At 70.4% G+C, this 25,515-nt stretch carries 22 protein-coding genes; 16 read left to right on the top strand and 6 right to left on the bottom strand.

The features are described 5' to 3' along the window. The first annotated feature begins 4 nt into the window (after positions 1-4). The 9 genes from EWH70_RS20940 to EWH70_RS20900 all read left to right on the top strand — a co-directional run bounded on the left by EWH70_RS20940 (position 5) and on the right by EWH70_RS20900 (position 10,651). Positions 5-250 carry an acyl carrier protein gene (locus tag EWH70_RS20940; protein ID WP_130477149.1) on the top strand — a complete coding sequence of 82 codons (246 nt, stop codon included), beginning with the start codon at positions 5-7 and terminating at the stop codon, positions 248-250. Continuing rightward, positions 243-977 carry an SDR family NAD(P)-dependent oxidoreductase gene (locus EWH70_RS20935; protein ID WP_130477148.1) on the top strand — a complete coding sequence of 245 codons (735 nt, stop codon included), beginning with the start codon at positions 243-245 and terminating at the stop codon, positions 975-977. Before EWH70_RS20940 ends, EWH70_RS20935 begins: the two co-directional genes overlap by 8 nt. Beyond that, the gene (locus EWH70_RS20930; RefSeq protein WP_130477147.1) at positions 974-2,371 is read left to right on the top strand and encodes an AMP-binding protein; all 1,398 of its coding nucleotides are present in this window, start codon (positions 974-976) and stop codon (positions 2,369-2,371) included. Before EWH70_RS20935 ends, EWH70_RS20930 begins: the two co-directional genes overlap by 4 nt. Positions 2,372-2,373: 2 nt before the next feature. Further along, positions 2,374-3,423 carry a LuxE/PaaK family acyltransferase gene (locus EWH70_RS20925; protein ID WP_130477146.1) on the top strand — a complete coding sequence of 350 codons (1,050 nt, stop codon included), beginning with the start codon at positions 2,374-2,376 and terminating at the stop codon, positions 3,421-3,423. Then, positions 3,420-4,682, top strand: coding sequence for an acyl-CoA reductase (locus EWH70_RS20920; protein WP_130477145.1), 1,263 nt, complete (start codon positions 3,420-3,422; stop codon positions 4,680-4,682). Before EWH70_RS20925 ends, EWH70_RS20920 begins: the two co-directional genes overlap by 4 nt. 48 nt (positions 4,683-4,730) lie before the next feature. Further along, positions 4,731-5,732 (top strand): lysylphosphatidylglycerol synthase transmembrane domain-containing protein, encoded by a 1,002-nt coding sequence (locus tag EWH70_RS20915; protein ID WP_130477144.1) that lies wholly within the window; start codon positions 4,731-4,733, stop codon positions 5,730-5,732. Positions 5,733-5,910: 178 nt separating this feature from the next. Further along, a complete protein-coding gene (locus EWH70_RS20910) occupies positions 5,911-8,013 on the top strand; it encodes a DUF6541 family protein (protein ID WP_130477143.1) in 2,103 nt (700 codons plus the stop codon). A gap of 26 nt (positions 8,014-8,039) precedes the next feature. Continuing rightward, positions 8,040-9,713 carry a glycosyltransferase family protein gene (locus EWH70_RS20905; protein ID WP_130477142.1) on the top strand — a complete coding sequence of 558 codons (1,674 nt, stop codon included), beginning with the start codon at positions 8,040-8,042 and terminating at the stop codon, positions 9,711-9,713. A gap of 209 nt (positions 9,714-9,922) precedes the next feature. Then, positions 9,923-10,651 carry a lysophospholipid acyltransferase family protein gene (locus tag EWH70_RS20900; RefSeq protein ID WP_130477141.1) on the top strand — a complete coding sequence of 243 codons (729 nt, stop codon included), beginning with the start codon at positions 9,923-9,925 and terminating at the stop codon, positions 10,649-10,651. Here EWH70_RS20900 and EWH70_RS20895 read toward each other — a convergent pair. Then, positions 10,648-11,463, bottom strand: a complete 816-nt coding sequence (locus tag EWH70_RS20895) for an HAD family hydrolase (protein ID WP_240687114.1) — start codon at positions 11,461-11,463, stop codon at positions 10,648-10,650. The two genes, EWH70_RS20900 and EWH70_RS20895, sit on opposite strands and share 4 nt — an antisense overlap. A gap of 65 nt (positions 11,464-11,528) precedes the next feature. Here EWH70_RS20895 and EWH70_RS20890 point away from each other — a divergent pair, with 65 nt between their 5' ends. Beyond that, complete coding sequence (locus tag EWH70_RS20890; RefSeq protein WP_130477140.1) at positions 11,529-12,401, top strand: LLM class flavin-dependent oxidoreductase; 873 nt, start codon at positions 11,529-11,531, stop codon at positions 12,399-12,401. A 598-nt stretch (positions 12,402-12,999) separates the two neighbouring features. Here EWH70_RS20890 and EWH70_RS20885 read toward each other — a convergent pair. Beyond that, positions 13,000-14,961 carry a DUF6541 family protein gene (locus EWH70_RS20885; protein WP_130477139.1) on the bottom strand — a complete coding sequence of 654 codons (1,962 nt, stop codon included), beginning with the start codon at positions 14,959-14,961 and terminating at the stop codon, positions 13,000-13,002. 88 nt (positions 14,962-15,049) lie between these two features. Between EWH70_RS20885 and glf the strand changes: the two genes are divergently transcribed. The 5 genes from glf (at position 15,050) to EWH70_RS20860 (ending at position 20,822) form a co-directional block, all read left to right on the top strand. After that, on the top strand, positions 15,050-16,276 hold the full coding sequence (gene glf, locus EWH70_RS20880; protein ID WP_130477138.1) for a UDP-galactopyranose mutase: 1,227 nt from the start codon (positions 15,050-15,052) through the stop codon (positions 16,274-16,276). Further along, a complete protein-coding gene (locus EWH70_RS20875) occupies positions 16,269-16,805 on the top strand; it encodes a phosphatase PAP2 family protein (protein ID WP_130477137.1) in 537 nt (178 codons plus the stop codon). The genes glf and EWH70_RS20875 overlap by 8 nt, the downstream gene beginning before the upstream one ends. Beyond that, complete coding sequence (locus EWH70_RS20870; protein WP_130477136.1) at positions 16,777-17,796, top strand: decaprenyl-phosphate phosphoribosyltransferase; 1,020 nt, start codon at positions 16,777-16,779, stop codon at positions 17,794-17,796. The genes EWH70_RS20875 and EWH70_RS20870 overlap by 29 nt, the downstream gene beginning before the upstream one ends. A gap of 75 nt (positions 17,797-17,871) precedes the next feature. Further along, a complete protein-coding gene (locus tag EWH70_RS20865) occupies positions 17,872-19,407 on the top strand; it encodes a hypothetical protein (RefSeq protein ID WP_130477135.1) in 1,536 nt (511 codons plus the stop codon). Next, positions 19,407-20,822: a hypothetical protein gene (locus EWH70_RS20860; RefSeq protein ID WP_240687113.1), complete on the top strand. Its 1,416-nt coding sequence runs from the start codon at positions 19,407-19,409 to the stop codon at positions 20,820-20,822. Before EWH70_RS20865 ends, EWH70_RS20860 begins: the two co-directional genes overlap by 1 nt. Here EWH70_RS20860 and EWH70_RS20855 read toward each other — a convergent pair. After that, positions 20,795-21,973 (bottom strand): MFS transporter, encoded by a 1,179-nt coding sequence (locus EWH70_RS20855; protein ID WP_240687112.1) that lies wholly within the window; start codon positions 21,971-21,973, stop codon positions 20,795-20,797. The genes EWH70_RS20860 and EWH70_RS20855 overlap by 28 nt on opposite strands. Positions 21,974-22,018: 45 nt before the next feature. Between EWH70_RS20855 and EWH70_RS20850 the strand changes: the two genes are divergently transcribed. After that, positions 22,019-22,429 carry a MerR family transcriptional regulator gene (locus EWH70_RS20850; protein ID WP_240687111.1) on the top strand — a complete coding sequence of 137 codons (411 nt, stop codon included), beginning with the start codon at positions 22,019-22,021 and terminating at the stop codon, positions 22,427-22,429. A 384-nt stretch (positions 22,430-22,813) separates the two neighbouring features. Here EWH70_RS20850 and EWH70_RS20845 read toward each other — a convergent pair whose 3' ends face one another. The 3 genes from EWH70_RS20845 to EWH70_RS20835 are packed head-to-tail and all read right to left on the bottom strand — an operon-like array spanning position 22,814 to position 25,510. Further along, positions 22,814-23,404 (bottom strand): hypothetical protein, encoded by a 591-nt coding sequence (locus tag EWH70_RS20845; RefSeq protein WP_130477134.1) that lies wholly within the window; start codon positions 23,402-23,404, stop codon positions 22,814-22,816. Beyond that, positions 23,401-24,057, bottom strand: a complete 657-nt coding sequence (locus EWH70_RS20840; RefSeq protein ID WP_130477133.1) for a hypothetical protein — start codon at positions 24,055-24,057, stop codon at positions 23,401-23,403. Before EWH70_RS20840 ends, EWH70_RS20845 begins: the two co-directional genes overlap by 4 nt. Position 24,058: 1 nt before the next feature. Then, on the bottom strand, positions 24,059-25,510 hold the full coding sequence (locus tag EWH70_RS20835) for a WXG100 family type VII secretion target (RefSeq protein ID WP_130477132.1): 1,452 nt from the start codon (positions 25,508-25,510) through the stop codon (positions 24,059-24,061). Positions 25,511-25,515 lie beyond the last annotated feature (5 nt).

Raw genomic sequence — 25,515 nt, 5'->3', positions numbered from 1 at the left:
GGACATGGCGGAAATCGCTGGCAAGCTGCGTGAGGTCTTCGTGGAGGCGCTGGACCTCGACGGTGACGTCGACGTCGAGAACCTCAAGTACCGCGACATCGAGGCGTGGGACTCGGTCGGTCACATGGCGCTGGTCGCGGCCATCGAGGACGAGTTCGACGTGCAGTTCGACACCGACCAGGTGATCGACATGAGCAGCTTCAAGGTGGCGGTCGACATGGTGAAGGAGCTGCAGGCCGCGAATGACTGACCTCACCGGCAAAGTCGCACTGGTCACCGGCGGTACCCGCGGTATCGGCCTGGCCACCGTCCGTGCGCTCGCCGAGGCGGGCGCGACGGTGGTGCTCACCGGCCGCGACGAGTCCGCCGCCAAGGAGACCGCCGCCTCCGTCGAGGGCAACGTCAGCGCCGTGGGCCTGGACGTCACCGACGCCAAGGCCGTCTCGACGGTCGTGCGTGGCGTGGCCAAGGAGCACGGTCAGCTGGACATCGTGGTCGCCAACGCGGGCATCCTGGAGGACGCGCTGCTCGGCATGATCCGCGAGGACCTGGTCGACCGGATGATGTCCACGAACGTCGGCGGCACGATCCACACCGTGCAGGCCGCCGCCCGCGCGATGATGCGGAAGAAGACCGGCGCCATCGTGGTGCTGGCCTCGATCGTCGGTGAGCAGGGCAGCGCGGGCCAGGTGGCCTACGCCGCGTCCAAGGCCGCCGTCGGCAACGTGGCGAAGTCCGCCGCCAAGGAGCTGGGCCGTTACGGCATCCGGGTGAACGGCGTCGCGCCGGGCGTGATCGAGACGGCGATGACCGAGCACCTCGGCGAGGACATCATCGCCGGCCGGGTCGAGGACACCCCGCTCGGCAGGCTGGGCAAGGCCGAAGAAGTGGCCAAGGCCATCCGCTTCCTGGTCAGCGACGAGGCGTCGTTCGTGACCGGGCAGATCCTCGGTGTCGACGGAGGGCTCGTTCTCTGATGTTGGTGGGTGACGGCGCCCGACTGGTCGACGTGGCCGGTGACCGGACGCTCGCGGGTGAGGAACTGGCCGCCGAGGTGGCCGCGTCGGGTGCCCGGCTGGCCGAGCTGCCGGCCGGTGTCCTGTTCGCGCGCATGTCGGTCGATCTGGCCAGCGTGCTGCGGTACCTCGGCGCGTTCGAGTCGGGCCGCGCGGTCGCGCTGATCGACCCGGCGCTGGACGCCGACGTGCTGGCCGGCCTGGTCGCCCGGTTCCGGCCCGCCGCGGTGCTGGCGGCACCGGACGGCGATGTCCCGGACGGCTACACCGCACGCGACGGCGACTGGGTCCGGGACTCGGCCGAGGGCGTCGTACCCCACCCCGACCTGGCCGTGCTGCTGCCCACCAGCGGGTCCACCGGGAACCCGAAGCTGGTGCGGCTGTCCCGGCAGGCCGTGCTGGCCAACGCCGAGGCCATCGCCGAGGTGCTGGGCATCGACGCGGAGGAGGTCGCGCCGACCAGCCTGCCGCTGCACTACAGCTACGGCCTGTCGGTGCTGAACTCGCACCTGCTGCGGGGCGCGACCGTGGTCGTCGAGCCGTCCGGCGTGCTCGGCAGGGGGTTCTGGGACGCCGTCAACGAGCACAAGTGCACGTCGCTCGCCGGTGTTCCGTATCACTACGAGATGCTGCGCAGGCTGAAGTTCGACCCGGAGAAGTACCCGAGCCTGCGCACGCTGACCCAGGCGGGCGGCAAGCTCCGCAACGACCTGGTCGCCGAGTTCAACGACAAGATCCGCGCCGCCGGCGGGCAGATGTTCGTCATGTACGGGCAGACCGAGGCCGCGCCGCGGATGACCACCGTGCCGTCGGACCGGCTGGCGGAGAAGCTGGGCTCGGCGGGGCCCGCGCTGCCCGGCGGGTCGTTCGTGATCAAGCGTGACGACGGCGAGGAGACCACCCACCCGAAGATCGTCGGTGAGGTCGTCTACCGCGGGCCGAACGTGATGATGGGTTACGCCGAGAACGAGGCCGAGCTGGCCGAGGGCGACGTGATGGGCGGTGTGCTGTCCACCGGCGACCTGGGCTACCTCGACGAGGACGGCTTCCTGTTCATCACCGGCAGGCTCAAGCGGATCGGCAAGGTGTTCGGCAACCGGGTCAGCCTGGATGATCTCGAGCAGGCGGCGCGTTCAGCTGGAGTAGGCATCGACGTGGTCGCCGCCGTCCCCGCCGGGGACAAGGTGGTGCTGTTCGCCGAAGGGGTCGACAAGGACACCTGCAAGGCGGCGGCCAGGGCGCTGTCCGAGCGGCTGCACCTGCACACCAGTGGTTTCGACGTGCGGCCGATCGACACCGTGCCGCTGCTGGCCAGCGGCAAGATCGACTACCGGACGCTGGAGGGCCAGGTCTAACCATGTTCACCCTGTCTCAGGCGGAGCGCGAGAAGACGCTGCTGCCGCAGCTCGCCGAGCTGACCGCGCACCACCGCGCCAACTCCGCGGGCTACGACCGCATCCTGTCCTCGCTGGGCATCCCGGCCGACGCGGCGTTCGGCTCGATCGCCGACCTGCCCTGGCTGCCGGTGCGGATGTTCAAGACGCACGACCTCAAGAGCGTCCCGGACAGCGAGGTCTTCAAGACGCTGACCTCGTCGGGCACCACCGGCTCCGGCGCGTCCCGCATCTACCTGGACAAGGACGCCGCCGGCGCGCAGACCAGGCAGCTCGGCGCCACGCTGCAGACCGTTCTCGGCGGCGACCGGCTGCCGATGCTGATGGTCGACACGGTCAGCATCATCAAGAACCGCCGCTCGTTCTCCGCCCGCGGCGCCGGTGTGCTCGGCATGGCCAACTTCGGCCGCAAGCACGTCTACGTGCTGGACGAGAACGACAAGCCGGACATCGAAGCCGTCAAGGGCTTCCTGGAGCGCCACGGCGACCAGCCGTTCCTGATCTTCGGCTTCACCTTCATGGTGTGGCTCTACCTCTACGAGGTCGCCAGGGACAACAACCTGGACCTGTCCAACGGCATCCTCATCCACTCCGGTGGCTGGAAGAAGCTGATCGACCGCGCGGTGGACAACACCGAGTTCCGCCGCCGGTTCAAAGAGGACACCGGCCTGCACCAGATCTACAACTACTACGGGATGATCGAGCAGATCGGCACCGTGTTCCTGGAGGGCCCGTCCGGCAACTCGCTGTACTGCCCGGACTTCGCCGACGTCGTCATCCGCGACCCGGAGACCTGGCAGGAACAGCCGGTCGGCAAGCCGGGTGTCATCGAGGTGGTGAGCACGCTGCCGCGGTCCTACCCGGGACACGTGCTGCTCACCGAGGACCTGGGTGTCTACAACGGCATCGACGACGGCGACTGGCCGGGTAAGCACTTCTCGGTGCTGGGCAGGCTGCCCAAGGCCGAGGCCCGCGGCTGCTCGGACACGTTCTCCGGAGGGCAGGCCGCGTGACCACCGTTACCCAGCGTTTTCCCGAGGCCGAGCCGGTCGACGTCGGTGAACTGGTCGAGCGGCTGCGGGCGGAGCCGGACGGCGGCAGGCTGACCGTCGGCGACCCCCGGATCATCGACTTCCTCACCAAGTTCTCCCGCAAGCTGCTCGCGCCGGCGACCGCGCGGCGGTACCCGGAGCTGGCCTCGCTCGGCTTCTTCCTGCGCAAGGCGGAGATCCACAAGGCACTGGCCGGGCTGGCCGACGGCGACGCCAGCACGCTGCGCTTCCCGCGTGGGCTGGTCTTCCACGTCCCGCCCGCCAATGTGGACACGATCTTCGTCTACTCCTGGGCGCTGTCCGCCCTGGCGGGCAACCCCAACGTCGTGCGGGTGTCCTCGCGCAGCGCGGGTGCCGCCGAAGAGGTGCTGGCGGCACTGAACGCCGCACTGTCCGAGGTGGACGCCGACACCGCGCGGGTCATCACGCAGACCCAGCGCATGGTCACCTACGACCGCAGTGACGAGATCAGCACCGCGTTGTCCGGTGCCTGTGACCTGCGAGTCATCTGGGGCGGCGACGGGTCGGTCAACGCCCTGCGGCGCTACCCGCTGTCGCCGCACGCCCGCGACATCACCTTCTCCGACCGCTCGTCGTTCGCCATCGCCTCGGTGGCCGCCTGGCAGCGGTCGTCGCAGGCCGAGCGCAGGCTCGCCGCCGAGGGCTTCTACAACGACTCGTACTGGTTCGACCAGGCCGCCTGCTCGTCGCCGCGTGCGGTGTTCTGGGTCGGCGACGAGGCGGGCGCCACCGAGGCGGGTACGCAGTTCCGCGAGCTGCTGGCCCAGGTGCTGGCGGACAAGCAGCACGTCACCGAGCCTGCGATGGCCGTGCAGAAGCGGGTGTCGGCCTACGGCGCCGCGGTGGACGGGCTGATCACGAAGATCTCCTTCGACGGTGCGGGCACCGACACCAACGGTGTGGCCACATTGGAGCTGGCCGAGCCGGCAAGTATGCCGAGGGAGTGGCTGGGAGCGGGCACGTTCGCGCACGGCAGCGTGCGCAGCCTGGACGAGCTCGTGCCGATCGTGGTCCGCAAGGACCAGACCGTGTCGCAGTTCGGCTTCGACCACGCCGAACTCGTCGACTTCGCCAAGGCTCTCGCGGGCCGGGGCGTCGACCGGATCGTCCCGTTCGGGGAGGCCCTGAGCTTCGCCGCGGTGTGGGACGGATACGACCTGCTCGGCGAGTTCACCCGCCTGGTGACCGTCGCCACATAATCGACCGCCTATGGTGGCCCCGTGCCCCCCGAGGAGACCCGACAGCACATGACCGCCGTGGAAGAGCCCAAGCTCGCCGAGGAGTCGTCGGCTACGGGTGTGACCGAGAAGCCGGCCAAGCAGCCCAAGACGACAAAGGCGAAGCTGCTCGACGCCGCACGGTGGATCGCCATCGCCGTGGTGATCTTCTTCGCCGTCCGCAGCCTTGTCGTCAACTGGGACGAGTTCTGGCTGACTCTGAAGGGCATCGCCTGGCAGTCGTCGGTGCTCAGCCTGGTCGCGCTGGTCGCGTCGATCGCGGTGTCCACCTACGGGTGGCAGGCCGTGATCGACCACCTCGGCAAGCCCATCGGCTACGCCAGGGGCGCGCAGATCTGCCTGGTCGGGCAGCTCGGCAAGTACGTGCCGGGCAGCGTCTGGGCCTACCTGCTGCAGATGGAACTGGGCAAGAAGGCCGGCCTGGCCAGGGTCCGGATCTTCACCGGCTCGCTGATTCACTTCGGCGTCGGCGTGGTGGCGGCGCTCGCGCTGTCGCTGCTGGCCATGCCGGCGGTGTTCGCCAACAGCCCGAACGCCTGGTGGTTGCTCATCGGACTGCCGCTCGGCCTGGCCGCGCTGCACCCGAAGATCCTGACCTGGGGCACCTCGCTGGTGCTGAAGATCCTGCGCCGCCCGCCGCTGCAGCGCCCGCTGGGCTACCGCGTCGTCGGCAAGGTGTTCGGCGCCTGCGTCGGTGCCTACGTCCTGCAGGGCGTCCACCTGTGGCTGCTGGCCAACTCGGTCGGCGCGCCGGGGATCGGCGGGTTCATCCTGTGTGTCGGTGCGATGGCCATCGCGATGACCGCGGGCACGTTCGCGTTCATCCTGCCCAGCGGTGCCGGTGTGCGGGAGGTCGTGATGGTCGCCGTGCTCACCGCGACCGCCATCACCGGTCCGCAGGCGCTGGCGTTCGCGCTGGCCTCGCGGGTGATGTTCACCGTCGCCGACCTGCTCACCGCCGGTGGTGCCGCGCTCACCGCACGTATCCAGGCTCGTCGCGCCGCTGCCTGAGTCCCAAGCTCGTGAAGGCCACCTTCATTACGTCTCACGTGGTGAAGGTGGCCTTCACGTGCTTTGTGCGAACGGTTCCGCCCGCCACGAGGGGGTTGCGAGCATTTCGCTAGCCTGACCCCTGTCTGGGGGCAGAACCGCGCGAAATGGGAGTTCCAGTGTCACAGGTGTGTGCTCGGTGACCGGCGTTCTGCAGCTGCTGGCCGGGGTCGCCACGGTGGTGGTTCCGGGGCTGGCGCTGCTGCTGGCGGCGGGCGTCCGGGACAAGGTCTGGCTGGCCGGGCTGACCGCCCCGGCCAGCGTCGGCGTCTACGCGCTGACCGGGGTCGCGTCCGGGGTTCCCGGCCTGCCGTTCGGCCCGTGGCTCGCGCTCGGTGTCGCCGTGGTCGTGGTGGCGGTGGTCGGCGTCGTCGCGTGGCTGCTGCGCCGCCGTGGCCTGGGACTGCCGCCCGAACCGGCCGAGCCCGACCACTCGTTCCTGCCCGCGCTGTCGCCGGGGATCTCGAAGGCCGCCAAGCTCGGCGGCGCGGCGATGGTGCTGCTCGCCCTGGTGCTGGCGTTCGAGCCGTGGCGCCGCGGCATGGGCGGCTGGTCCACCTATCCGCAGGAGCACGACTCGATCGTGCACACCCTGCTCGCCGGCTACATCACGCACACCGGCAACGCGGCCCCGTGGGAGCTGCTGCCGCTGGACATGCTCACCGGGCAGCCGGTGGCCTACTACCCGAGCGGCCTGCCGATCACCGTCGCGCTGAGCGGCGAGCTGGCCGGTGGCCCGATCGTCGGCTACAACGTCATCGTCGCGCTGATGCTCGGGCCGGTGTTCGTGCTCGGCTGTGCCGCGCTCACCGCCGCGGTGTTGCGCAGGCTGCGGTTCGGTCCGGAGTGGACGATCGTCGGCGGCGGTGTCGCGGCGATCGTGGCCGCCGGGCTGTTCCGGCCCGGGTTCAACATGATGCACGTCGGCGGCATCGCCCCCAACGCCGTCGCGCTCGCGCTGACCCCCGGTGTGCTGGCCGCCATCTTCACCATCGGCCGCGGACAGTGGGCCCGCGCGCTGGTGCTGGGCATCGCCGTCGCCGGGACGTTCAGCGTGCATCCCAGCGTCGCCGTGTCCATCGGCGCGAGTGCCGTGGTCTACCTGGTGGTCGAGGCGTTCACCAAGCAGGGGCGGGCGACGCTGCGGGGCCAGTGGCCGGTGCTGGCCGGCGCCGCGGTGGCCGCGGGCCTGGCCGGGCTCGGTGCCCTGCTCGGCGCCGCCACGCAGGCGAACCGCACCGGGAACTTCCCGGCCGACATCGGGCCGCTCCCGCTGGGTGAAGCGGTCGGCACCAACATCATGATGAGCTTCGGCGAGGCCGTCGCGGGCCGTCAGGTCACCGCGGAGCTCACGGCGGCGGTGCTCGTGCTGGCCGGCGCCATCGCGGTGTTCATGACCAGGCGAGCCTGGGGCGCGCTGGCGCTGTGGTCGTTCTGGATGCTGATCAGCATCGTGTTCCGGATGAACCCCAACGGAATCGTCGGCAACACGCTGGGCGGGTTCTTCTACAAGTCCTACGTCCGCATCCAGTCACACGTTTCGCTGTTCGTGCCGTTGATGATCACCATCGCGGTGCTGTTCACGGTCGCCGGGGTGGCCCGGTTCCTGGCCACCCGTGAGGAGCGCTTCGGGGCGCTGGCCCGCTCACGTGGCGTCCTCGCGCTGGGCTTGGTGGTCGTGGTGATGCTCGGCTACGGCATCACCGCGTCGGTGCCCTACGCCAAGCGCAACGCCCAGCTGATGGCGACCCGCTGGGCGCGGCCGCACTTCGTCCGCGTCGACGACGACGACCAGAAGGCCGCCAGGTGGCTGGCCGAGCGGATCAAGCCGGGCGAGCGCGTGATGAACAGCGCCAACGACGGTTCGACCAACCTGTACACCGAGTACGACATCCCCGTGGTCAACATCGTCACGCTCGGTGCCGCGCAGCTTCCCTACACCTACGAGCTGCTGGACCGGTTCCGCAACTACTCCAGCGATCCGGCCGTGCTGAAGATGATCCTGGACCTCAACATCGCCTACGTGTACTTCGACACCGAGGCCCCGGTCATCGGGGCGGGCGGCGGGGCCCCGGAGAACTGGCTGCACGGAGCGCAGACGTTCCGGCTTCCCCCTGGTCTGCTCGGGTTGGAGGGGTTGCCGGGATTGAGTGTCGGCTTCCATTCGGGCAGTGTGACGGTGTACCAATTGGACAGAAGGGTTCTCGAAGGTCTGCGGGCGGGGAACACGGCTACGCCTTGACGTGCTGCCCCGGAGGGTGAGGGGCTGTGGCCGCTGTCGCGGTGGGTGCATGGCTGCTGCTGTCCGTGCTCGTCCTCGCCGCCTGGCCCCGGCTCAACCGGCAGCGCGCCTGGCGCGTCGCCGCGCTGCTGCTGACGCTGGCGTTCTCGGTCGCGCACCAGCTGGTGTTCCGCGGCCTGTCCGGCGAGGCGCAGATCGCGTTCCGCTACGCCGAGAACCTGGCGCAGGGCAACGGCCCGGTGTTCAACGCGGGCGAACGGGTCGAGGGGTACACGAACTTCGCCTGGGTGGTGCTGCTGGCCTGGCCGCGGACCCTGCTCGGCGCCGACGTCGCCGACACCGCCGTCGCCCTGGGCATGCTGGCCACCTGCGGATCGGTACTGCTGGCCTACTTCCTGGTCAACAGCATCGTCCGGCTGGCGGCCCCCGATCCGGCCGACGCCCTGCCCGCGCTGGGTGTCGCCGGGGCGATGCTGACGGCCGCCGCCAGCGGCCTGGCCGCCTACGGCGCGTCCGGCAGCGAGACGCCGCTGTTCCTGCTGCTGACCCTCGGCGTGTGCACGGCGCTGGTGCGGCGCCGTCCGCTCGTGGCCGGGGTACTGATCGCGGCGGCGATCATGACCAGGCCGGACGGCATGCTGGTCGGCATCGTCGCGGTGATCTGGCTGCTGTTCGCCGCGGGCAGGGGCAGGCTGACCTGGTGGGCACCGGCTGGATGCGGGCTCGGCGCGCTGGTGCTGCTGGTGCCGTGGGTGGGCTGGCGGGTCACCTACTACGGCTGGTTCGTGCCGAACGTCCGGGCCGTGCGGGCGCCTGCCGCGCCCGCCGACCAGCTGTCCGACGGCTGGCAGTACCTGACCGGATTCGTCGTGTCGCACCAGGCGTTCCTGCTGCTGGGCGTCGCCGCGATCGCCGCGATCGTGCACCGTCGCAAGGACGGTGAGGCCGCCGACGGCGAGGCGCGGGCGGCGTTGTGGCTGCTGTTCACGGTCGCCGTGGTGTACCTGGTCGCCGTGACGCTGCGCGGTGGCGACGCGCAGCCGGCGTGGCGGTTGCTGGCCGGCGTTCCGGTGCTGTTCTCCATCGGCGCCGTCGCCGCCTACGGTGCGCGGCTGCTGTCGCAGGGCATCCCGTCGCCGCGGCCGCGGTCGAGGGTGCGGGTGGTCGCCAGCGTCACGGTGGTGGTGTCCGGGCTGTCGCTGCTGGTGTCGACGACGCAGGAGAGCATGCTGCCTGCCGTGCGCGACTGGTCCGCCCGGACGGCCGAGCTGGCCGAGATGGGCTCCTGGCTGGGCGAGCGGCTGCCTGCCGGGTCGGTGGTCAGCACGTACGTCAACGGCGCGCTGGCCTACCACGCGGGTATCCGGATCGCGGTCGTCGACGTCCGCGGCCGCACCGACGAGCACATCGCCCGCGACGGCGAGCGGGCCGAGCGGAGCCCGGACCGGCTCGTCGCCAGCGACTACGACTACGTCGTCAACGTGCGCAGGCCCGCGGTGGCGGTGGCCGCCGAGGGTTACGTCGACCGGCAGCACTGTGCCGCCGACCCGGCCTACGCCGGGCGGTACAACGTGGCGACGTTCCAGCGGGAGGGCACGGCCCGGTGGGCGACGGTGTACCTGCGCAGGGAGCAGGTCGGCGGCCTGGTCGCGGCGCTGGACGCGGACCCGCGGTTCACCTACGTGCCCTGTCCGCTTTGAGAGTTTCCACACTCCAGGAGTGCGCTGAACCACCCAGCCCTGCTGCGCGGCGCCCAGGCGCCGCCTCGCTGCGTTGTCGGATCGCCCGAGTACGGTCCAGTACGAGGGCGATCCTCCGCCTTGCGAGGCGGCGCCTGGATCACCGCTCGCGACGGGCTGGGTGGTTCAGCACACTCCACGTGCAACCTACGGTCGCGTAACCTAGGTTGATGGCCGAACTCGTGTACCCGCCCGTCGTGGCTGCCGCCAAGCTGATGTTCAGGGTTCTGGACAACCGGCTGGACGTGCGCGGCACCGAGCACATCCCTCGGCACGGCGGCGCGGTCATCGCCTGTAACCACGTCAGCTACCTGGACTTCATCTTCTGCGGGCTCGGTGCGCAGCCGGCGCGGCGGCTCGTCCGGTTCATGGCCAAGCAGGAGATCTTCGCCAACCGGATCGCCGGGCCGCTGATGCGCGGAATGCACCACATTCCCGTCGACCGGTCCGCCGGCGCGGCTTCCTACGCCGAGGCCGTGCGACGGCTGCGGGCCGGTCAGGTGGTCGGCGTGTTCCCCGAGGCGACGATCAGCCGGTCGTTCACCGTGAAGCCGATCAAGTCCGGTGCCGTGCGGATGGCGGCCGAGGCCGGCGTCCCGGTGGTGCCGATGGCGTTGTGGGGCACGCACCGGCTGTGGACGAAGGGCCGCCCGCGCACGCTGACCAAGCGGCACGTGCCGATCTCCGTGCTCGCCGGTGAGCCGCTGACGCCGTCGCCGGGGGACGAGCCGGAGGTCGTCACCAAGGAGCTGCGGGCGCGGATGAGCGGCCTGCTGGACCGGATCCAGGCCGACTACCCCGAGCAGCCGGCGTCCGAGGACGAGCGCTGGTGGCTGCCCGTCCACCTCGGCGGCACCGCGCCGACGCCGGACGAGGCCGCCGCCCTCGACGCCCGTTAGAACCAGCGTTCGAGGACCTGGGCCACGCCGTCCTCGGAGTTCGGCGCGGTCACCTCGTCGGCGACGGCGAGCAGGTCCGGGTGCGCGTTCGCCATCGCCACCCCGTGCCCGACCCAGCGCAGCATCTCCAGGTCGTTGGGCATGTCGCCGAACGCGATGATCCGCCGCTGCTCGACGTCCAGCCTGCGGGCCACCTCCGCCAGCCCGGTCGCCTTCGTCACCCCAGGGGCGCCGATCTCGATCAGGCCGGCATTGGACGAGAACGTGATGTCCACCTCGGCACCGAGCGCCTCGGTCGCCAGCGCGGCCATCTCGCCCGAGGTCATGCCCTCGTGGCGCACCAGCAGCTTCATCGCGGGCTTGCCCAGCACCTCGGCCTTGGCCGCCGTGATGCCCTCGCCGTCGCCCCAGGGGTTGGAGTACTCGGTCTCGACCACGTAGTTGTGCACGTCCGGGTCGATCGCCCGGCGGCCGATGCGCTCGGCCGCGTACCGGCAGTCCGGGATGGCCCTGTCCAGCTCGTCGGCGATGTCGTGCAGGCGCTCGGGTTCGAGCAGGCCGTTGACCTGCAGCACCCGGTCCTCGCCGAGGTCGTACAGCACCGCGCCGTTGGCGCACACGGCGTACCCGGTCAGCCCCGCGGGCTCGGCGACCGGCGCCATCCAGCGTGGCGGCCGCCCGCTGGCCAGCACGACCGGCACCCCGGCCTCGATCGCGCGGCGCACCGCGGCCAGGGTCCGCTCGGTGAGCTTCTCCCGGGGGCCGAGCAGGGTTCCGTCGACGTCGGAGGCGATCAGCTGGGGTCTCTGCACGTGCACCAGTCTCCCAGAGCGATCCCGGGCGGCCGACGGTCGGTGTTGACCACTACCTTGGCGCCGTGCGTGTTGGAATCGTGATCCTTCCCGAAGACCGGTGGTGGGCGGCGGAGCCGAAGTGGCGGGCCGCCGAGGAGTACGGCTTCGACCACGCGTGGACCTACGACCACCTCGGCTGGCGTGAGCTGGTCGACGGCCCGTGGTTCAGCGCGATCCCCACCCTGACCGCCGCGGCGGCGGTCACGTCGACGATCCGGCTGGGCACGTTCGTCGCGTCGCCGGTGTTCCGGCACCCGGTGCCGTTCGCCCGTGAGCTGATCACGCTGGACGACATCTCCGACGGCAGGTTCATGCTCGGCGTCGGAGCCGGGCACGGCGCGGAGAACTACGACGGCAAGGTCCTCGGCGGCCCGGAACTGTCCGTGAAGCAGCGAGCCGACCGGTTCGTCGAGTTCGTCGAGGCGCTCGACGTGCTGCTCGCCACCGACAAGGCGGACTACGAGGGCGAGTACTACCGGGCCGTCGGCGCCCGTAACGTCCCCGGCTGCGTGCAGCGTCCCCGGCTGCCGTTCCTGGTCGCCGCGAACGGGCCGAGGACACAGCGGCTGGCGGCGCGGTTGGGATCGGCCTGGGCGACCACCGGCCGCAAGACCGACAACCTGGACGACTGGTGGCGCAGCGTCGCCGAGCTGTCCGAGCGCTACACCGAGGCGCTGGCGGCCGCCGGCCGGGAGACCGACCGCTACCTGAACCTCGACTCGTCGCCGGTGTACTCGCTGTCCAGCGTGGGCGCGTTCACCGACGCCGTCGGCAGGGCGCGCGAACTCGGCTTCACCGACGTGATCGTCCACTGGCCCCGCTCCGGCGGTTACTACGAGGGTCACGAGTCGGTTCTGGAGCAGGTCGCCGACGAGGTGCTGCCGGACCTGGGTTAGTCCGTTAGGGTGACAGTTTCCACTGATGGAAACCTGTCGGTGCTTTTCTGAGTTCTTACGAGTACATGACTTGCCCGGGGGTGCATGGGGGTCACGGCTCCGGAGGTGACGGCAGGGGCAGCCGTCACCTCCGGAGCCGATCTTGTGTCCGGAGCACGTGAAGGCCACCTTCACCACGTGAGACGTCGGGGCCCCGGCAGAGTCGGGAGTCGTGGGCGATTGCCGTGAGGGCCCCTTTCACGGCATCTGACGCCACCACATCCGCCCTCACCCCGGCACACCCGCCCCACCGGCCTCCAACACCACAACCACCCCACCAGCCACCACGAACGAGACAACCCGCCAAGCACCAGAGCACGTGAAGGCCACCATCACCACGTCACACGTAATGAAGGTGGCCTTCACGAGCCTGGGCCGGGCCACGTCTCGCGATCTGGAACCGGCGTCCACATCGTGAGTTCTGCGCTCGCGACCGCGAGTTCTGCATTGCGGCCCGCGAATTCTGCGCTCGGGATCACCCTCGCCCTGCCGCACCCCGGACTTTGCCGGGACCCTGACGTGAGACGTAATGAATGTGGCTTTCACGTGCTTTGGGGCGTCAGCGCAGGACCGTGTAGATGACCGCGCCTGGGTTGCTGTACTCCTTGCGCAGGAAGCGCAGGCCCTCCAGGTCACGCAGGCCGGACGTCACCGAGTACTGCGCCTGGATCGAGCCGTGGCCGATCAGCACGTGCCGCACGTTCAGCCGCTCCACCGCCGCCCGCACCTCGGGGTTGGTGTCGTACTCGCGGAAGTGCCTGGCCAGCAGCTTGGCGTCGGGCGGCGGGACGCTCGGGTCGTAGTGACCGGCCACCGGCTTCACGCCCGCGATGGCGTACACCCAGGCCGTGCCGTCGGACCGCTCGTTCATCACCCGCTCACCGGGCACCGCGAACTTCTGCAGCTCCAGCATCGCGCGGACCTCGTCGGCCGACACCGGCTGTTCGCGGTGCTCGGACTCCGGCCCGTTGTGGTACGCGTAGGCGACGGCCTGGGCGTTGACGCTGGTGTAGAAGCCGTTGGTCAGCACTGCGAGCAGCGCCAGCACCACCGCGCCGGTCGCCAGCCCGACCCTGCCGGTCGCGTTCGGCCGCGCCTGCAGCCAGGACCACTGGCCGATCGCCTTGGCCGACAGCCGCTGCAGCTCGGCCAGGCCGTGCCCGGCGAGCAGGCACAGCGGGATCGCGGCCAGGGCCATGAGCCGGTAGCGGTCGTTCCACCACGGCCGCGACATCGAGATCACCCACGGCTCGGCGCCGTAGGAGGCCACCAGCACGAACATCGCCGACAGCAGCACCGCCGACATGACCACCCACAGCATGCGGCCGAGCTTCCACAGCATGATCACGCCGACGGCCAGCAGCAGGCTGAGCCAGATCTGCGGCTCGTCGAGCACCTGCCGGAACGTCGCCAGCTGCGTCAGCGCCGCCATGACCGGGATGTCGGACGCCCACGGGTTGTACGGGTAGGCACCGGAGCTGAACGTGAGCGCGCCGAGGATGTGCGGCGCGGTCATCAACCCGGCGGCCAGCGCCGCGGGCGCCACCAGCGCGAGGTCGCGCCACGGCTTGCCCTTGCGCTGCCACCAGCGCTGCACCAGCAGCGGCAGCGCCAGCAGGATCGCGCCGAACAGGGTGCTGGAGTGCGCGGCGAGCAGGCCGGCGGCCGACAGCGCCAGCACGAACCCGGTGTCCAGGCCGGGGCGGTCGAGGAAGACCTGCAGCGCGACGGCCGACAGCGGGGTCAGCACGATCCCCAGCGCGAACGGCAGCAGCCCGCTGGACACCGACTCGTAGGCACCCGTGGTGGCGGCCGCCGCGACCAGCGCGGTGCAGCCGGCGAACACGGCGCGGCCGCCGAAGCGGTGGATCACCGCGACCAGCGACAGCGCGAAGATGCCTGCGACCGGCACCGTGACGGCGTTCAGCGCGGCCGGGACGGTGGCGCCGGACAGGGAGTACACCAGCGCGCCGACCAGGTGGTACGCGTTCGGGTAGTACGACCCGTCGGGGTACCAGTTGATCGTGCTCATGCCGGTCAGCGATCCGTCGCCAGTGTCGGCGATGTAACGCAGGCCGTTGGCGTGGTACACGGTGTCCCAGCGCTGGAACACGGCGTTCGGGCCGCCCGCCGCCGACAGCACCACCACGACGGACAGCACCGTGGCCAGCGCGACGCAGGCCGCGACGGCCCAGTGCGCGCGGGCCGTCCAGGCGACCGGTGGGCCCGCGGCCTCCTTGCCCCACCCCAGGCGGGCCGTCAGCTTGCGGGCGGTGAAGCCGAGGCCGGCGAACAGCAGCGTGACGGCCGCGACGGTGCCGACGTTGTACGGCAGCCCGAACTCGGCCAGCCACGGCCCGGCCAGGCCGGTGACCGCGTAGGTGAACAGCGGGGTGAGCCCGGCCAGTGACCACCCACGGAGCCCGGCGGCAAGCCCGACCAGCAGACCTGGCACGACGAGGACGACGAGGTAAATACCGATCGTGGTCGCGTAGGTCCAGAACGTGTCCGGTGTTGGCACTGCTCCAGCCGACTTTCTGTGGTAGTTCTGTTGCTCGGAGGTATGGGCGTTGTGACCCGTGTCTGGTGCGTCGGTACCCTGGGCGCCCGTGAGCGCCCACACGAATCCCGTAAAGACTACTGAAGCCGACTTTTCCGGTTTCGACCTGATCGTCGTTGGCTCCGGTTTCTACGGCCTGACCATTGCCGAGCGGGCCGCGACCCAGCTGGACAAGCGCGTGCTGGTGCTCGAGCGCCGGCACCACATCGGCGGCAACGCCTACTCGGAGCCCGATCCGGAGACCGGTATCGAGGTGCACAAGTACGGTGCGCACCTGTTCCACACCTCCAACAAGCGGGTGTGGGAGTACGTGAACAAGTTCACGGAGTTCACCAACTACCAGCACCGGGTGTTCGCCAAGGCCAAGGGGCAGGTCTACTCCTTCCCGATGAACCTGGGGCTGATCAACCAGTTCTTCGGCAAGTCGCACACGCCGGACGAGGCCCGCGAGCTGATCGCCAAGCAGGCGTCGGAGTTCGACACCGCCAGCGCGCAGAACCTCGAGGAGAAGGCGATCTCGCTGATCGGCCGGCCGCTCTACGAGACGTTCATCCGCGGCTACACGGCCAAGCAGTGGGAGAACGACCCGAAGAACCTGGGCGCCGACATCATCACCCGGCTCCCGGTCCGCTACACCTTCGACAACCGGTACTTCAACGACACCTACGAGGGCCTGCCCGTCGACGGCTACACCGCGTGGCTGGAGAAGATGGCCGATCACCCCAACATCGAGGTGCGGCTCAACGTCGACTACTTCGACGTGCGGGACCAGATCCCGGCAGGCACCCCGACCGTCTACACCGGTCCGCTGGACCGCTACTTCGGCTACTCCGCGGGCAAGTTCAGCTGGCGCACCGTGGACTTCGAGTCCGAGGTCGTGCAGACCGGCGACTTCCAGGGCACCTCGGTGGTCAACTACAACGACGAGGAAGTGCCCTACACCCGGATCATCGAGTTCCGGCACTTCCACCCGGAGCGCAAGCACTACCCGGACGACAAGACGGTGGTCTTCCGCGAGTTCTCCCGCTTCGCGGGGGAGGACGACGAGCCGTACTACCCGATCAACAACCCGGAGAACCGCGAGAAGCTGGTGCAGTACCGGGAGCTGGCCAAGCGCGAAGCCAAGGAGCGCAACGTGCTGTTCGGCGGCCGCCTGGGTACCTACAAGTACCTCGACATGCACATGGCGATCGGCTCGGCGCTGACGGCGTTCGACAACAAGATCGCGCCACACCTGACCGACGGCGCGCCCTTGGACGGATCGCTCGATGCTTAAGAAGAGCCCGGCCACGGAGGTGGTCGTGCTGGCCAAGGCGCAGCGCCTGCTCAACCGCAAGGGCGCTGTGCCGGTCGCCAGGGGGATGTCGCACTTCGGTGAGCACAGCGCGGGCTGGTTCGCGCTGGGTCTGCTCGGCGCGGCGGTGGACCGCCGCAGGCGCAAGCAGTGGCTGGTCGCGGCGGCCGGCGTGGTGGGCGCGCACGCCGCGTCGATCGCGGTCAAGCGGGTCGTTCGCAGGCCCCGGCCGGACGACCCGAGCGTCGAGGTACTGGTCGGTACCCCGAGCAAGCTGAGCTTCCCTTCCTCGCACGCCACCAGCACCACGGCGGCCGCGGTGCTGTACTCGGGACTGACCGGGCGTAACCTCGTGCCGGCACTGGTGCCGCCGATGCTGGCCTCCCGGCTGGTCCTCGGGGTGCACTATCCGACCGACGTCCTCGCCGGTGCCGCTCTGGGGGGAGTTATCGGCGGACTCCTGCGAAGGAAGCTGAAGCGAGATGAGCGAGACGAGCGAGAAGAAGACTGATCCGACCGGCGAGCCGGAGAACCCGGCTGCCGAGACGGTGGAGTCGGAGACCGTCGAGACCACCGGTGCCGAGGCGGCCACCTCGGCACCGGTGACCACGAAGCGGGGGCTGCTGGCCACCGCGAAGGGCGTGCTCAAGACGGCGCGGCCACGCCAGTGGGTGAAGAACATCCTGGTGTTCGCCGCGCCGTTCACCAGCGGCCAGATCGGCAACGCCTCGGTGCTCGTCGACGCCGCGGTCGCGTTCGTGGCGTTCTCGCTGGTCGCGTCGTCGGTGTACCTGATCAACGACGCCATCGACGTCGAGGCCGACCGGGCGCACCCGACGAAGTCGCGGCGCCCGATCGCGGCGGGCATCGTCCCGGTCCCGCTCGCCTACGGCGCCGCCGCCGTGTTCTTCCTCGCCGGGATGGCGGTGGGCACGCTGGCCCACCCGAGCCTGCTGATCGTGCTGGCCGTCTACGAGGCCATCCAGCTCGGCTACTGCTTCGGCCTGAAGCACCAGCCGGTGATCGACCTGGCCATCGTCGGCTCCGGCTTCCTGATGCGGGCCATCGCGGGCGGTGTCGCCGCCGGCATCACCCTGTCCCAGTGGTTCCTGCTGGTCACGGCGTTCGGCTCGCTGTTCATGGTGGCGGGCAAGCGGTACGCCGAGATCATCCTGTTCGAGCGGACCGGGGCGAAGATCCGGTCGTCGCTGAAGAAGTACTCGGCCAGCTACCTGCGGTTCGTCTGGGCGACCTCGGCCGCGGTGCTGATCATGACCTACTGCCTGTGGGCGTTCGAGCTGCAGCAGCGCGCGGACGGCTCGGTGTGGCCGGTCATCTCGGTGATCCCGTTCGTCGTGGCGGTGCTGCGGTACGCCGTCGACGTGGACGCGGGGACGGCGGGGGAGCCGGAGGAGATCGTCCTCAAGGACCGGATCCTGCAGGTGCTCGGCGTCGCCTGGATCGCCAGCCTGGCCATCGGTTACTACCTGTTCAAGCTGTAACACCCGGTGACCTGAGACCGAGCCCACAACAGGCGGATAACGAATTCATCACGAAAGCTGATACAGTACCGCGCGATGCGTATCAGCATGTCGGCCGAGGATTCCACCGTACCGGTGCCCGTGTCCTCGGCTCGGCAGCCGAACTGGGCGCTCGGCGTCGGCGTGGCGATCGCGTCGGCCGTGGTGTTCGCCGTCGCCAGTACCCATCTCGTCGACGACGCCTACATCACCCTCACCTACGCGGAGAACCTCGCGCTGCGGGGCCACTGGGGGCTGATCGACCACGGCGCCGCCAACACCGCGACCTCGCCGCTCAACGTGCTCGCCCTGGCGTCGATCACCGTCCTGACCCGGGACGCCGTGCTCGCCGCGGGCGTGTTGTTCGTGCTGTCCGCCGTGCTGCTGGCCTACGGCCTGCGCCGGCTGGGCCGGATGCACGGCCTGGCCGGCTGGTTCGCGCCGGTGACCCTCGCCGCGGTGGCGCTCAACCCGCTACTTCTGTCGTCGCTCTGCCTCGAGCTGATGCTGGGTGTGGCGGCGGCCAGCTGGCTGCTGGTGTACTCCGGCGAGCGCAGAGCCGTCGCGTTCGGCGCGGTCGCCGGGGTGCTCGCGTTGATCCGGCTGGACCTGCTGATCATCGCCGTGGTTGTGTTCGCCGTCCGCAAGCGGTTCTGGTCGGGCATCTGGCGGACCACGCTCACCGCGCTGGTGGTGGCCGGGCCCTGGTTCCTCTACAGCTGGCTGGTGCTCGGCTCGGCGGTGCCGGACACGCTGATCATCAAGACGATGCAGGGCGACTGGGCGCGGTCGACGTTCGCCGGCGGCCCGCTGCTCTACCTCGACCATTACCCGGCACCGACGGTCCTGGCCTTCCTGCCGGTCGTCACCGCCCTGCTCGCCGGTCTGTTGTGGACGGTGCTGAACCGCAGGGGCAGCGTGACCGCGCGGCGGATGACCCCGTTCGCGGTGCTGGCGCTGGGCGGGCTGGCGCACTTCCTCGCCTACGTCTGGCTGAACGTCCCGCCGTATCACTGGTACTACGTCCCGAGCGTCGCCGCGGCGACCGTGTTCAGCGTCGCCACGGTGGCCGCGCTGGACACCTCGCGGGTGCGGCGGCTGGTCGCGGGTGCCGGGCTCGCCGCGACGGTGGCGTTGCTGGCCGCCAACGTGGCGTTGTACGTGCAGCCCGGGATTCCTCGGGAGTTCGCGCCGATCAGTGCCAACCACGCGTCGTCGGCGCAGTACCTGCGGATCGGCGAGGAACTGGCCGGCATCGTCGGCGAGCGCACCATCCGTGGCCCCGGTGAGATCGGGGCGCTGGCCTACGGCTGCCGCTGCGAGATCGTCGACGTGTTCTCCGACCGGGGCGCCGTCGGCCTGGCCATCGAGCGGCACCGGGAGCGGGCGAGCGCGCTCGGCAGGGCGTTCCTGGACCTGAACTTCCGGTTCTTCGACCACAGCGTGGCCCCCGCACCGGCCGACCTGGTGCTGGAGACGGGTGCCGTGCCGCCGCCGTCGGCCCTGGCGAGCTGGACGATCTCCTCGCCGTGGTCCGGCAGCACGCAGCTCTACCTGGTGCCTGCGGGCGAGGCAAGGACGATGGCCGGCTGATGGGCTGGCGCACCTGGTGGCCGGTCGCCGTGCTCGCTGCGCTGGCGTACCTGCTGTTCTCCCGGCACCTGATCGACGACTCCTACATCACGTTCTCCTACGCGGAGAACCTCGCGCTGCACGGTCACTGGGGACTGGTCGAGCAGGGCACCTCGAACACCGCGACCTCGCCACTCAACGTCCTGGCGCTGGCCGCGGTGACGTTCGTGGTGCGGGACGCGGTCGTGGCGGGCGGGGTGCTGTTCGTGCTGGCGCAGGTGCTGACGTTCACGGCGCTGCGGGAACTGGGCGGGCGCTACGAGCTGCCTGCGTGGTTCGCCCCGGTCACCGTCGCGCTGCTGGCGCTCAACCCGCTGCTGCTGTCGTCGGTCGGGCTGGAGATCGCGCTGGGCGTGGCGGGTGTGAGCTGGCTGCTGGTGTTCGCCGACGCGCGGCGGCCGTGGGCGGCCGGGGTCGTCGTCGGCCTGCTCGCGTTGCTCCGGCTGGACCTGCTGGTGATGGCGGCGGTGATCCTCGTGCTGCGCAAGCGGTTCTGGGACGGCCTGTGGCGTTCGGCGGTGGCCGCGCTGGCGGTCGCGTTGCCGTGGTTCGGCTTCAGCTGGCTGGTGCTCGGCTCGGCAGTGCCGGACACGCTGGTCATCAAGACGCTGCAGCGCACCTGGGGCGAGTGGGGCTTCACCAACGGGCCGCTGCTGTACGTCGAGCACTACGGCGCACCGGCCGTGCTGTCCTGGCTGCCGCTGGCGACGGCCGTCGTCGCGGGCCTGGTGTGGCTGGTGCGGCGGCCGCGGCTCACCCCGTTCGTGGGGCTGATCGCGGCCGGACTGGCGCATTTCCTCGCCTACTCGTGGCTCGACGTTCCGCCGTACCACTGGTACTACGGCCCGAGCATCGCCGCCGCGACGGTGTTCACGGTGGCGGTGGTGGCGACGTTCCAGTTCCGGGTGGTGGTCGCCGCCCCGGTCGCGCTGGCGGTCGCCTTCGGCTGGGTCTACGTCGCGCCCGGCCTGCCCCGCGACGCCGCGCCGATCACCTCGAACCACGCGACGTCGGAGCAGTACCTGGCGATCGGGCGGGACCTGAACCGGGTGGCGGCCGGGCGGGCCGTCACCAGCGCGGGGGAGATCGGCGTGCTGGCCCACGCCTGCCACTGCGAGATCCTCGACGTGTTCTCCGACCGTGGCGCCATCGGTCCGGCGATCGAGCAGCGCCGGGCGGAGGCGGGTCCGTTCTCCCGTGCGCTGCTCGACCTGAACTTCCGGTTCCTGAACCGCGACGTCCAGCCGAAGCGGGCCCCGCTGACCCTGGCGACGACGACCGGAGCCGTGCCGCCGGGGACGCTGGCCAGCTGGCGGATCAGCTCGCCGTGGACCGGCGAGCGGACCCTCTACGTGGTGCCGGCCAGCACCGGCTGAGCCACGGCCGTCGCACGTCGGCGGGTGTGTCCGGCGATGACCAGCGCGACGCCGATCCCGACCACCGTCGGCACCGCGGCGAACAGGCCGACGCTGCCCAGCCCCAGTCCGCCGGTGATCACCGCGCCGCCGAGGATCGGGCCCAGCGCGGCGGCCGCGTTGAACGCGGAGATGTTCACCGAAGCCACCAGCCCGGAGGCGGGGCCCGCCTGGCCCATCAGGAACGTGTGCAGCAGCGGCCCGGTGGCGAACGCGCTGGTGCCCAGCAGGAACAGGCTCAGCACGCTGGTCACCTTGGTCTGCATGAGCAGTCCGTGCAGCAGCAGGACGGTGCCCAGCGCGGTGATGGTGAACGGCAGGACCCTGGCGATCCGGTTCGGCGGGACGCGCCCGGCGATCCAGCTGCCCGCCATCGTGCCGAGGCCGTAGATCAGCAGGACGCCGGTCACCCAGCCCGGGGCGAACCCGGTGACCTCGCGCAGGGTCGGCGAGACGTAGGTGAACGCGGTGATCATGCCGGTGAACGACAGCACGGTGGTGGCCAGGCCGAGCAGGATGGCCGGCTTGCGGAACGCCGAGATGCTCTCCCGCACGGTCGGCTCCGGCTCGTGGTCGACCTTCGGGCAGAACACCAGCACACCGATCAGGCCGATCAGGCCGAGCGCGGCGACCAGCACGAACGACGCGCGCCAGCCGTTGGCCTGGCCGATCAGCGTGCCGATCGGGACGCCGAGCACGGTCGACAGCGCGATGCCGTTGACCACCTTGGCGATGGCGGCGGTCTGCTTCTCCTCCGGGACGGAGGCGATGGCGACCTGCGAGGCGACCGAGAGGAACAGGCCCTGGGCCAGCGCGCCGAGGATGCGGGCACCCATCAGCAGCGGGTAGGTCTGGGCGAGGGCGGACAGGACGGCGGCGCCGGTCGCCAGCGCCATCAGTCCGACCAGCAGGGGACGTCGGGGAAGGTTGCGGGCCACGACCGTGAGGACGGGGCCGCCGACAGCGACGGCCACCGCGTAGGCGGTGACCAGCAGGCCGGCCGTAGGCAGCGAAACGCCCAGGTCGCCTGCCACCTCCGGCATCACGCCGATGATGATGAACTCCGAGGTGGCCACGGCGAAGGCGCACAGCATCAGGATGAGGACGATCACGTCAGTGACGGTAAACATTGACACTGACGTCAGAGTCAACTCACGATGAGCTATGCCTCATTCGACGGATCGGGGAATACCGTGCACATCGGTGAGCTGAGCGAACGCACCGGCACCACGCCGCGCATGCTGCGTTACTACGAGCAACAGGGCCTGCTGAAGCCGCAGCGGACCGAGGGCCGGTTCCGCACCTACGCGGAGACCGACGTCCAGCGGGTGCGGCGGATCCGCTGCCTGCTCGCCGCGGCGTTGCCGATCGCGGTGATCGCCAAGGTCCTCGCCTGCCGCGACGGCGCGCTGCCCACCGACCCGGAAACCTGCGAGCCGCTGCTCGACGTGCTGCAGCGGCAACTGGACGCCATCAACGAGAAGATCGGCGACCTGCACACCAGCAGGGAGGCGCTGGAGCGCCTCATGCGTGACCTGCACGCCGGCCTGGAGACCGCCGTCCCGTGACGCCCGCTCGCGCGAGTCGGCCGTTCAGGACCCGCGAGTTGTCCGTTCCCGCCCGGCTGGTTCCACTGGCAGGCGCGCCGGTTCCGGATCGCGAGACGTCGGCCTGCGCCCAGGCTCGTGAAGGCCACCTTCATTACGTGTGACGTGGTGATGGTGGCCTTCACGTGCTTTGATGCTTGCTGGGGTTGTCTCGTTCGTGGTGGCTGGTGGGGTGGTTGTGGTGTTGGAGGCCGGTGGGGCGGGTGTGCCGCGGTGAGGGCGGATGTGGTGGCGTCTGATGCCGTGAAGGGGGCCCTCACGGCAATCGCCCACGACTTCCGACTTTGCCAGGGCCCTGACGTCTCACGTGGTGATGGTGGCCTTCACGTGCTTTGACGGGCACTGTCAGCGGGACAGCGCCGCGGCGACCTTCTCGGCCGCCAGGCGGTCCCGCAGCCAGAGCGTGGAGCCGTCGGCGAAGTCGACGGTGACCGTCCGCACCGGCGGCACGCTGCGGCCGAGGAACTGCGACCGCAGGCCGCGCACCCGGCCCGGCTCCACCTCGTACAGCTCCACCAGGCCCGTCCGGCCACCCGGCTCGGTCAGCATGCCCGCGGGCAGCAGCAGGGCCACCCGCTGAGTGGTCATCGTGAACCGAGCGATGCCCCGGCTGGCAGCGAGGCCGTCGAGGAACCGGACCGCGTCCTGCCGCCGGTCGGCGGCCTCGGCCCAGTAGGCGACCGTCGGGTCCTCGGTCCACTCCAGGTCCCCGTCGGCGGGCAGCGGCCAGCGGCACCGGTCCAGGCGCAGCGCGGGCAGGTCGTCCGGCGCCACGTGCGGGACGCCGCGCACGCCACCGATCAGCGCACCGCTGTAGCCGAACAGCGGCGGCAACGTCAGCAGCAGCCGCTCACCCTTGCGCAGCCAGAGCTTGCCGACCTCCTTGGCCGCCGCCTCGCCCGCCTTGCGGGCCGTACGCGGATCGAACGGGTTCACCGGCCCAACCCCACCATCCACTCGCAGACCTGCGGGTCGTCGTCGGCGAACAGCAGGTCGAAGCCGGATTCGTCGACAAGCGACACCCGGACGCAGGGCCTGCCCTTGCGCTTGGCGGTGTCGATCCGGGCGATCTCGGCACGCGGGACGTCGGTCACCGGCGTGAGCCCGGGATAGAGCCGCACGGGTTCGCCCTCGGTGTTGCCGCCGAAGCGCCGCCGGTTGTCGGTGAACACCTTCACCAGCCGCCCGGCCCTACCGAGCAGCGAGGCGGGCTCCTCGGCCTCCTGGGTCACGACGGCCGCGACGGCCAGCCGCGCCGGCGTGAGCGCCCACAGCCGCCGCACCGCACCGACGCCCTGATCACGCAGATGCCGGTGAGCGAGGCTGTCGATCCCGCCGAACACCACGACGTCCGGATCCGGCAGCCGCTCGGAGCCGCCGCCGTCGTCCCCGCCCCAGTTGGTCGCCGCGACGACGGCCCCGACCACGGCGGCACCCGCGAACCCGGCCTTGGGCTCACCACGCGCGGTCAGCCCGCGGACGTCGAACTGGTGCTCGGTGGCGAACGCCGCCCACAGCAACGGTTCCCCCGGCTCGCAGAGCAGCGCCCGCGCGTGTGCCGCCGCGCCGACGGGCTGGCTGAAGTTCACACTATTCAACCGTGAAGCCCTTGTCGGTGGCCTGCCTGCGCTCCTCTTCGGACGATGGGTCGGCGGCCTTGTCGTAGCCGTACTTGATGCCCTGCTCCATCGCCAGCCCGGGCGCGTTCTCCATCGTGCCGCGGAACGCCGCCCTGCCGACGTCGGTGGTGCCGCTCATGCCCGCGGCCCGCAGCCCGGCCTCGGCCAGATTCGCCGACAGCGCCTCGGAACCCTCGTTGATGCCCATCCGGCCGGCGAACTTGTTGCCGGTCTTCGACGCGCCGGTCACCGGATCGGCCTTGGTGACGATCTTGGCGATCGGGTTGTTGTCCAGCTGCATCACGAGCTTCTTCTGGAACCAGTTGCCGTCCCGCATGGCCTCGGTTCGCTGGACGACCTGCTTCAGCGGACCGGTCCGGACCATCCGCAGGACGTCCTCCAGCTGGTCGATCAACGGCTTCAGCTTGCCGAGCAGCAGCTTGACCTTCATCGCCAGCCGGGCCGCGGTGCCGCTGACGTGGGCCGTCGTGGTGACGCCCGCCGCGGCCATCGACGCACCCGCGGTGATCCAGGACGCGGCCAGCGCGGCCAGCCACTCGATGATGAGGCCCATCACGAGTTCCTGGATGATGTCGATGACGATCTCGACGAACGCGTCGAACAGGTCGGCCGCGATCTCCAGGATCCGCTGCACGTTGCGGATGTCGTTGGCGAACGCCGCGGTGCCGTCGCCGAACTCGGTCATCTGCGTGCGGAAGGCGTCGCCCGCGTCGCCCTTCCACGCCTCCGCGGTGGCCGCCGCCCGCTTCGACTCGTGCTGACCGGTCTCCTCCAGCCACTTGGCGACCTGTTCCCAGCCCTTCGCGGTGCTGCGCATCTGCTCGGGGTCGCCGATGGCGGGTTCCAGTACGAACTCGACCAGCGGGCTGATCACGATGCCGATCAGGAAGCCGAGCCCGTTGTCCAAGAAGGACTGACCGGGGCTGGTGACCAGCTGGAGCTGCTCCATCCGCGCGTTGACCGCGGCGATGGCGATGTCCGGCGGGCTGCTCGCCCGCTTGATGTCGCCGATGTTGGACAGGATCGAGCTGCCGTACCCGCCGTGCTGCTCGACGTAGCCCTTGCGCTGGCCGTCACCGGCGCTGTTCAGCGCCTCGAAGTCGCCCAGCTTCTTGATGCCGTCGGTGGTCGCCTCCTCGTTGCCGAGGTAGGCCTTCGCGGCCGCGCCGGTCTTCTGCTCCATCTCGTCGAGGAACGCCTTGGCCTGCGTGGCGAGGCCCTGGCACTCCTCCAGGTTCTCGAAGTACTTGAACGCGAGCACCTCACCGATCGGGCCGAAGCACTCGTCGCTCACCCTGGCCTGCTCCAGCAGCGAGGCGAGGCTGGCGAAGTGGTCCGCGGTCTCCTTCGATCCGCTGCCGTGGGCGGTGAGCGCCTCGGTCGCGACCTGATGTCCGGTCATGTCTT

It is taken from the genome of Amycolatopsis suaedae (assembly GCF_004214935.1).
GTDB classification, from domain to species: Bacteria; Actinomycetota; Actinomycetes; order Mycobacteriales; family Pseudonocardiaceae; genus Amycolatopsis; species Amycolatopsis suaedae.
Note: the sequence above shows the minus strand (reverse complement) of the source record. Positions and strands in the feature narration are given on the sequence as shown.

Coding starts and splice junctions, on each gene's coding strand:
- EWH70_RS20940 (WP_130477149.1), top strand. CDS start 5: ATGGCGGAAATCGCTGGCAAGCTGCGTGAGGTCTTCGTGGAGGCGCTG.
- EWH70_RS20935 (WP_130477148.1), top strand. CDS start 243: ATGACTGACCTCACCGGCAAAGTCGCACTGGTCACCGGCGGTACCCGC.
- EWH70_RS20925 (WP_130477146.1), top strand. CDS start 2,374: ATGTTCACCCTGTCTCAGGCGGAGCGCGAGAAGACGCTGCTGCCGCAG.
- EWH70_RS20915 (WP_130477144.1), top strand. CDS start 4,731: ATGACCGCCGTGGAAGAGCCCAAGCTCGCCGAGGAGTCGTCGGCTACG.
- EWH70_RS20900 (WP_130477141.1), top strand. CDS start 9,923: ATGGCCGAACTCGTGTACCCGCCCGTCGTGGCTGCCGCCAAGCTGATG.
- EWH70_RS20875 (WP_130477137.1), top strand. CDS start 16,269: ATGCTTAAGAAGAGCCCGGCCACGGAGGTGGTCGTGCTGGCCAAGGCG.
- EWH70_RS20870 (WP_130477136.1), top strand. CDS start 16,777: ATGAGCGAGACGAGCGAGAAGAAGACTGATCCGACCGGCGAGCCGGAG.
- EWH70_RS20865 (WP_130477135.1), top strand. CDS start 17,872: ATGCGTATCAGCATGTCGGCCGAGGATTCCACCGTACCGGTGCCCGTG.
- EWH70_RS20860 (WP_240687113.1), top strand. CDS start 19,407: ATGGGCTGGCGCACCTGGTGGCCGGTCGCCGTGCTCGCTGCGCTGGCG.
- EWH70_RS20850 (WP_240687111.1), top strand. CDS start 22,019: ATGAGCTATGCCTCATTCGACGGATCGGGGAATACCGTGCACATCGGT.
- EWH70_RS20835 (WP_130477132.1), bottom strand. CDS start 25,510: ATGACCGGACATCAGGTCGCGACCGAGGCGCTCACCGCCCACGGCAGC.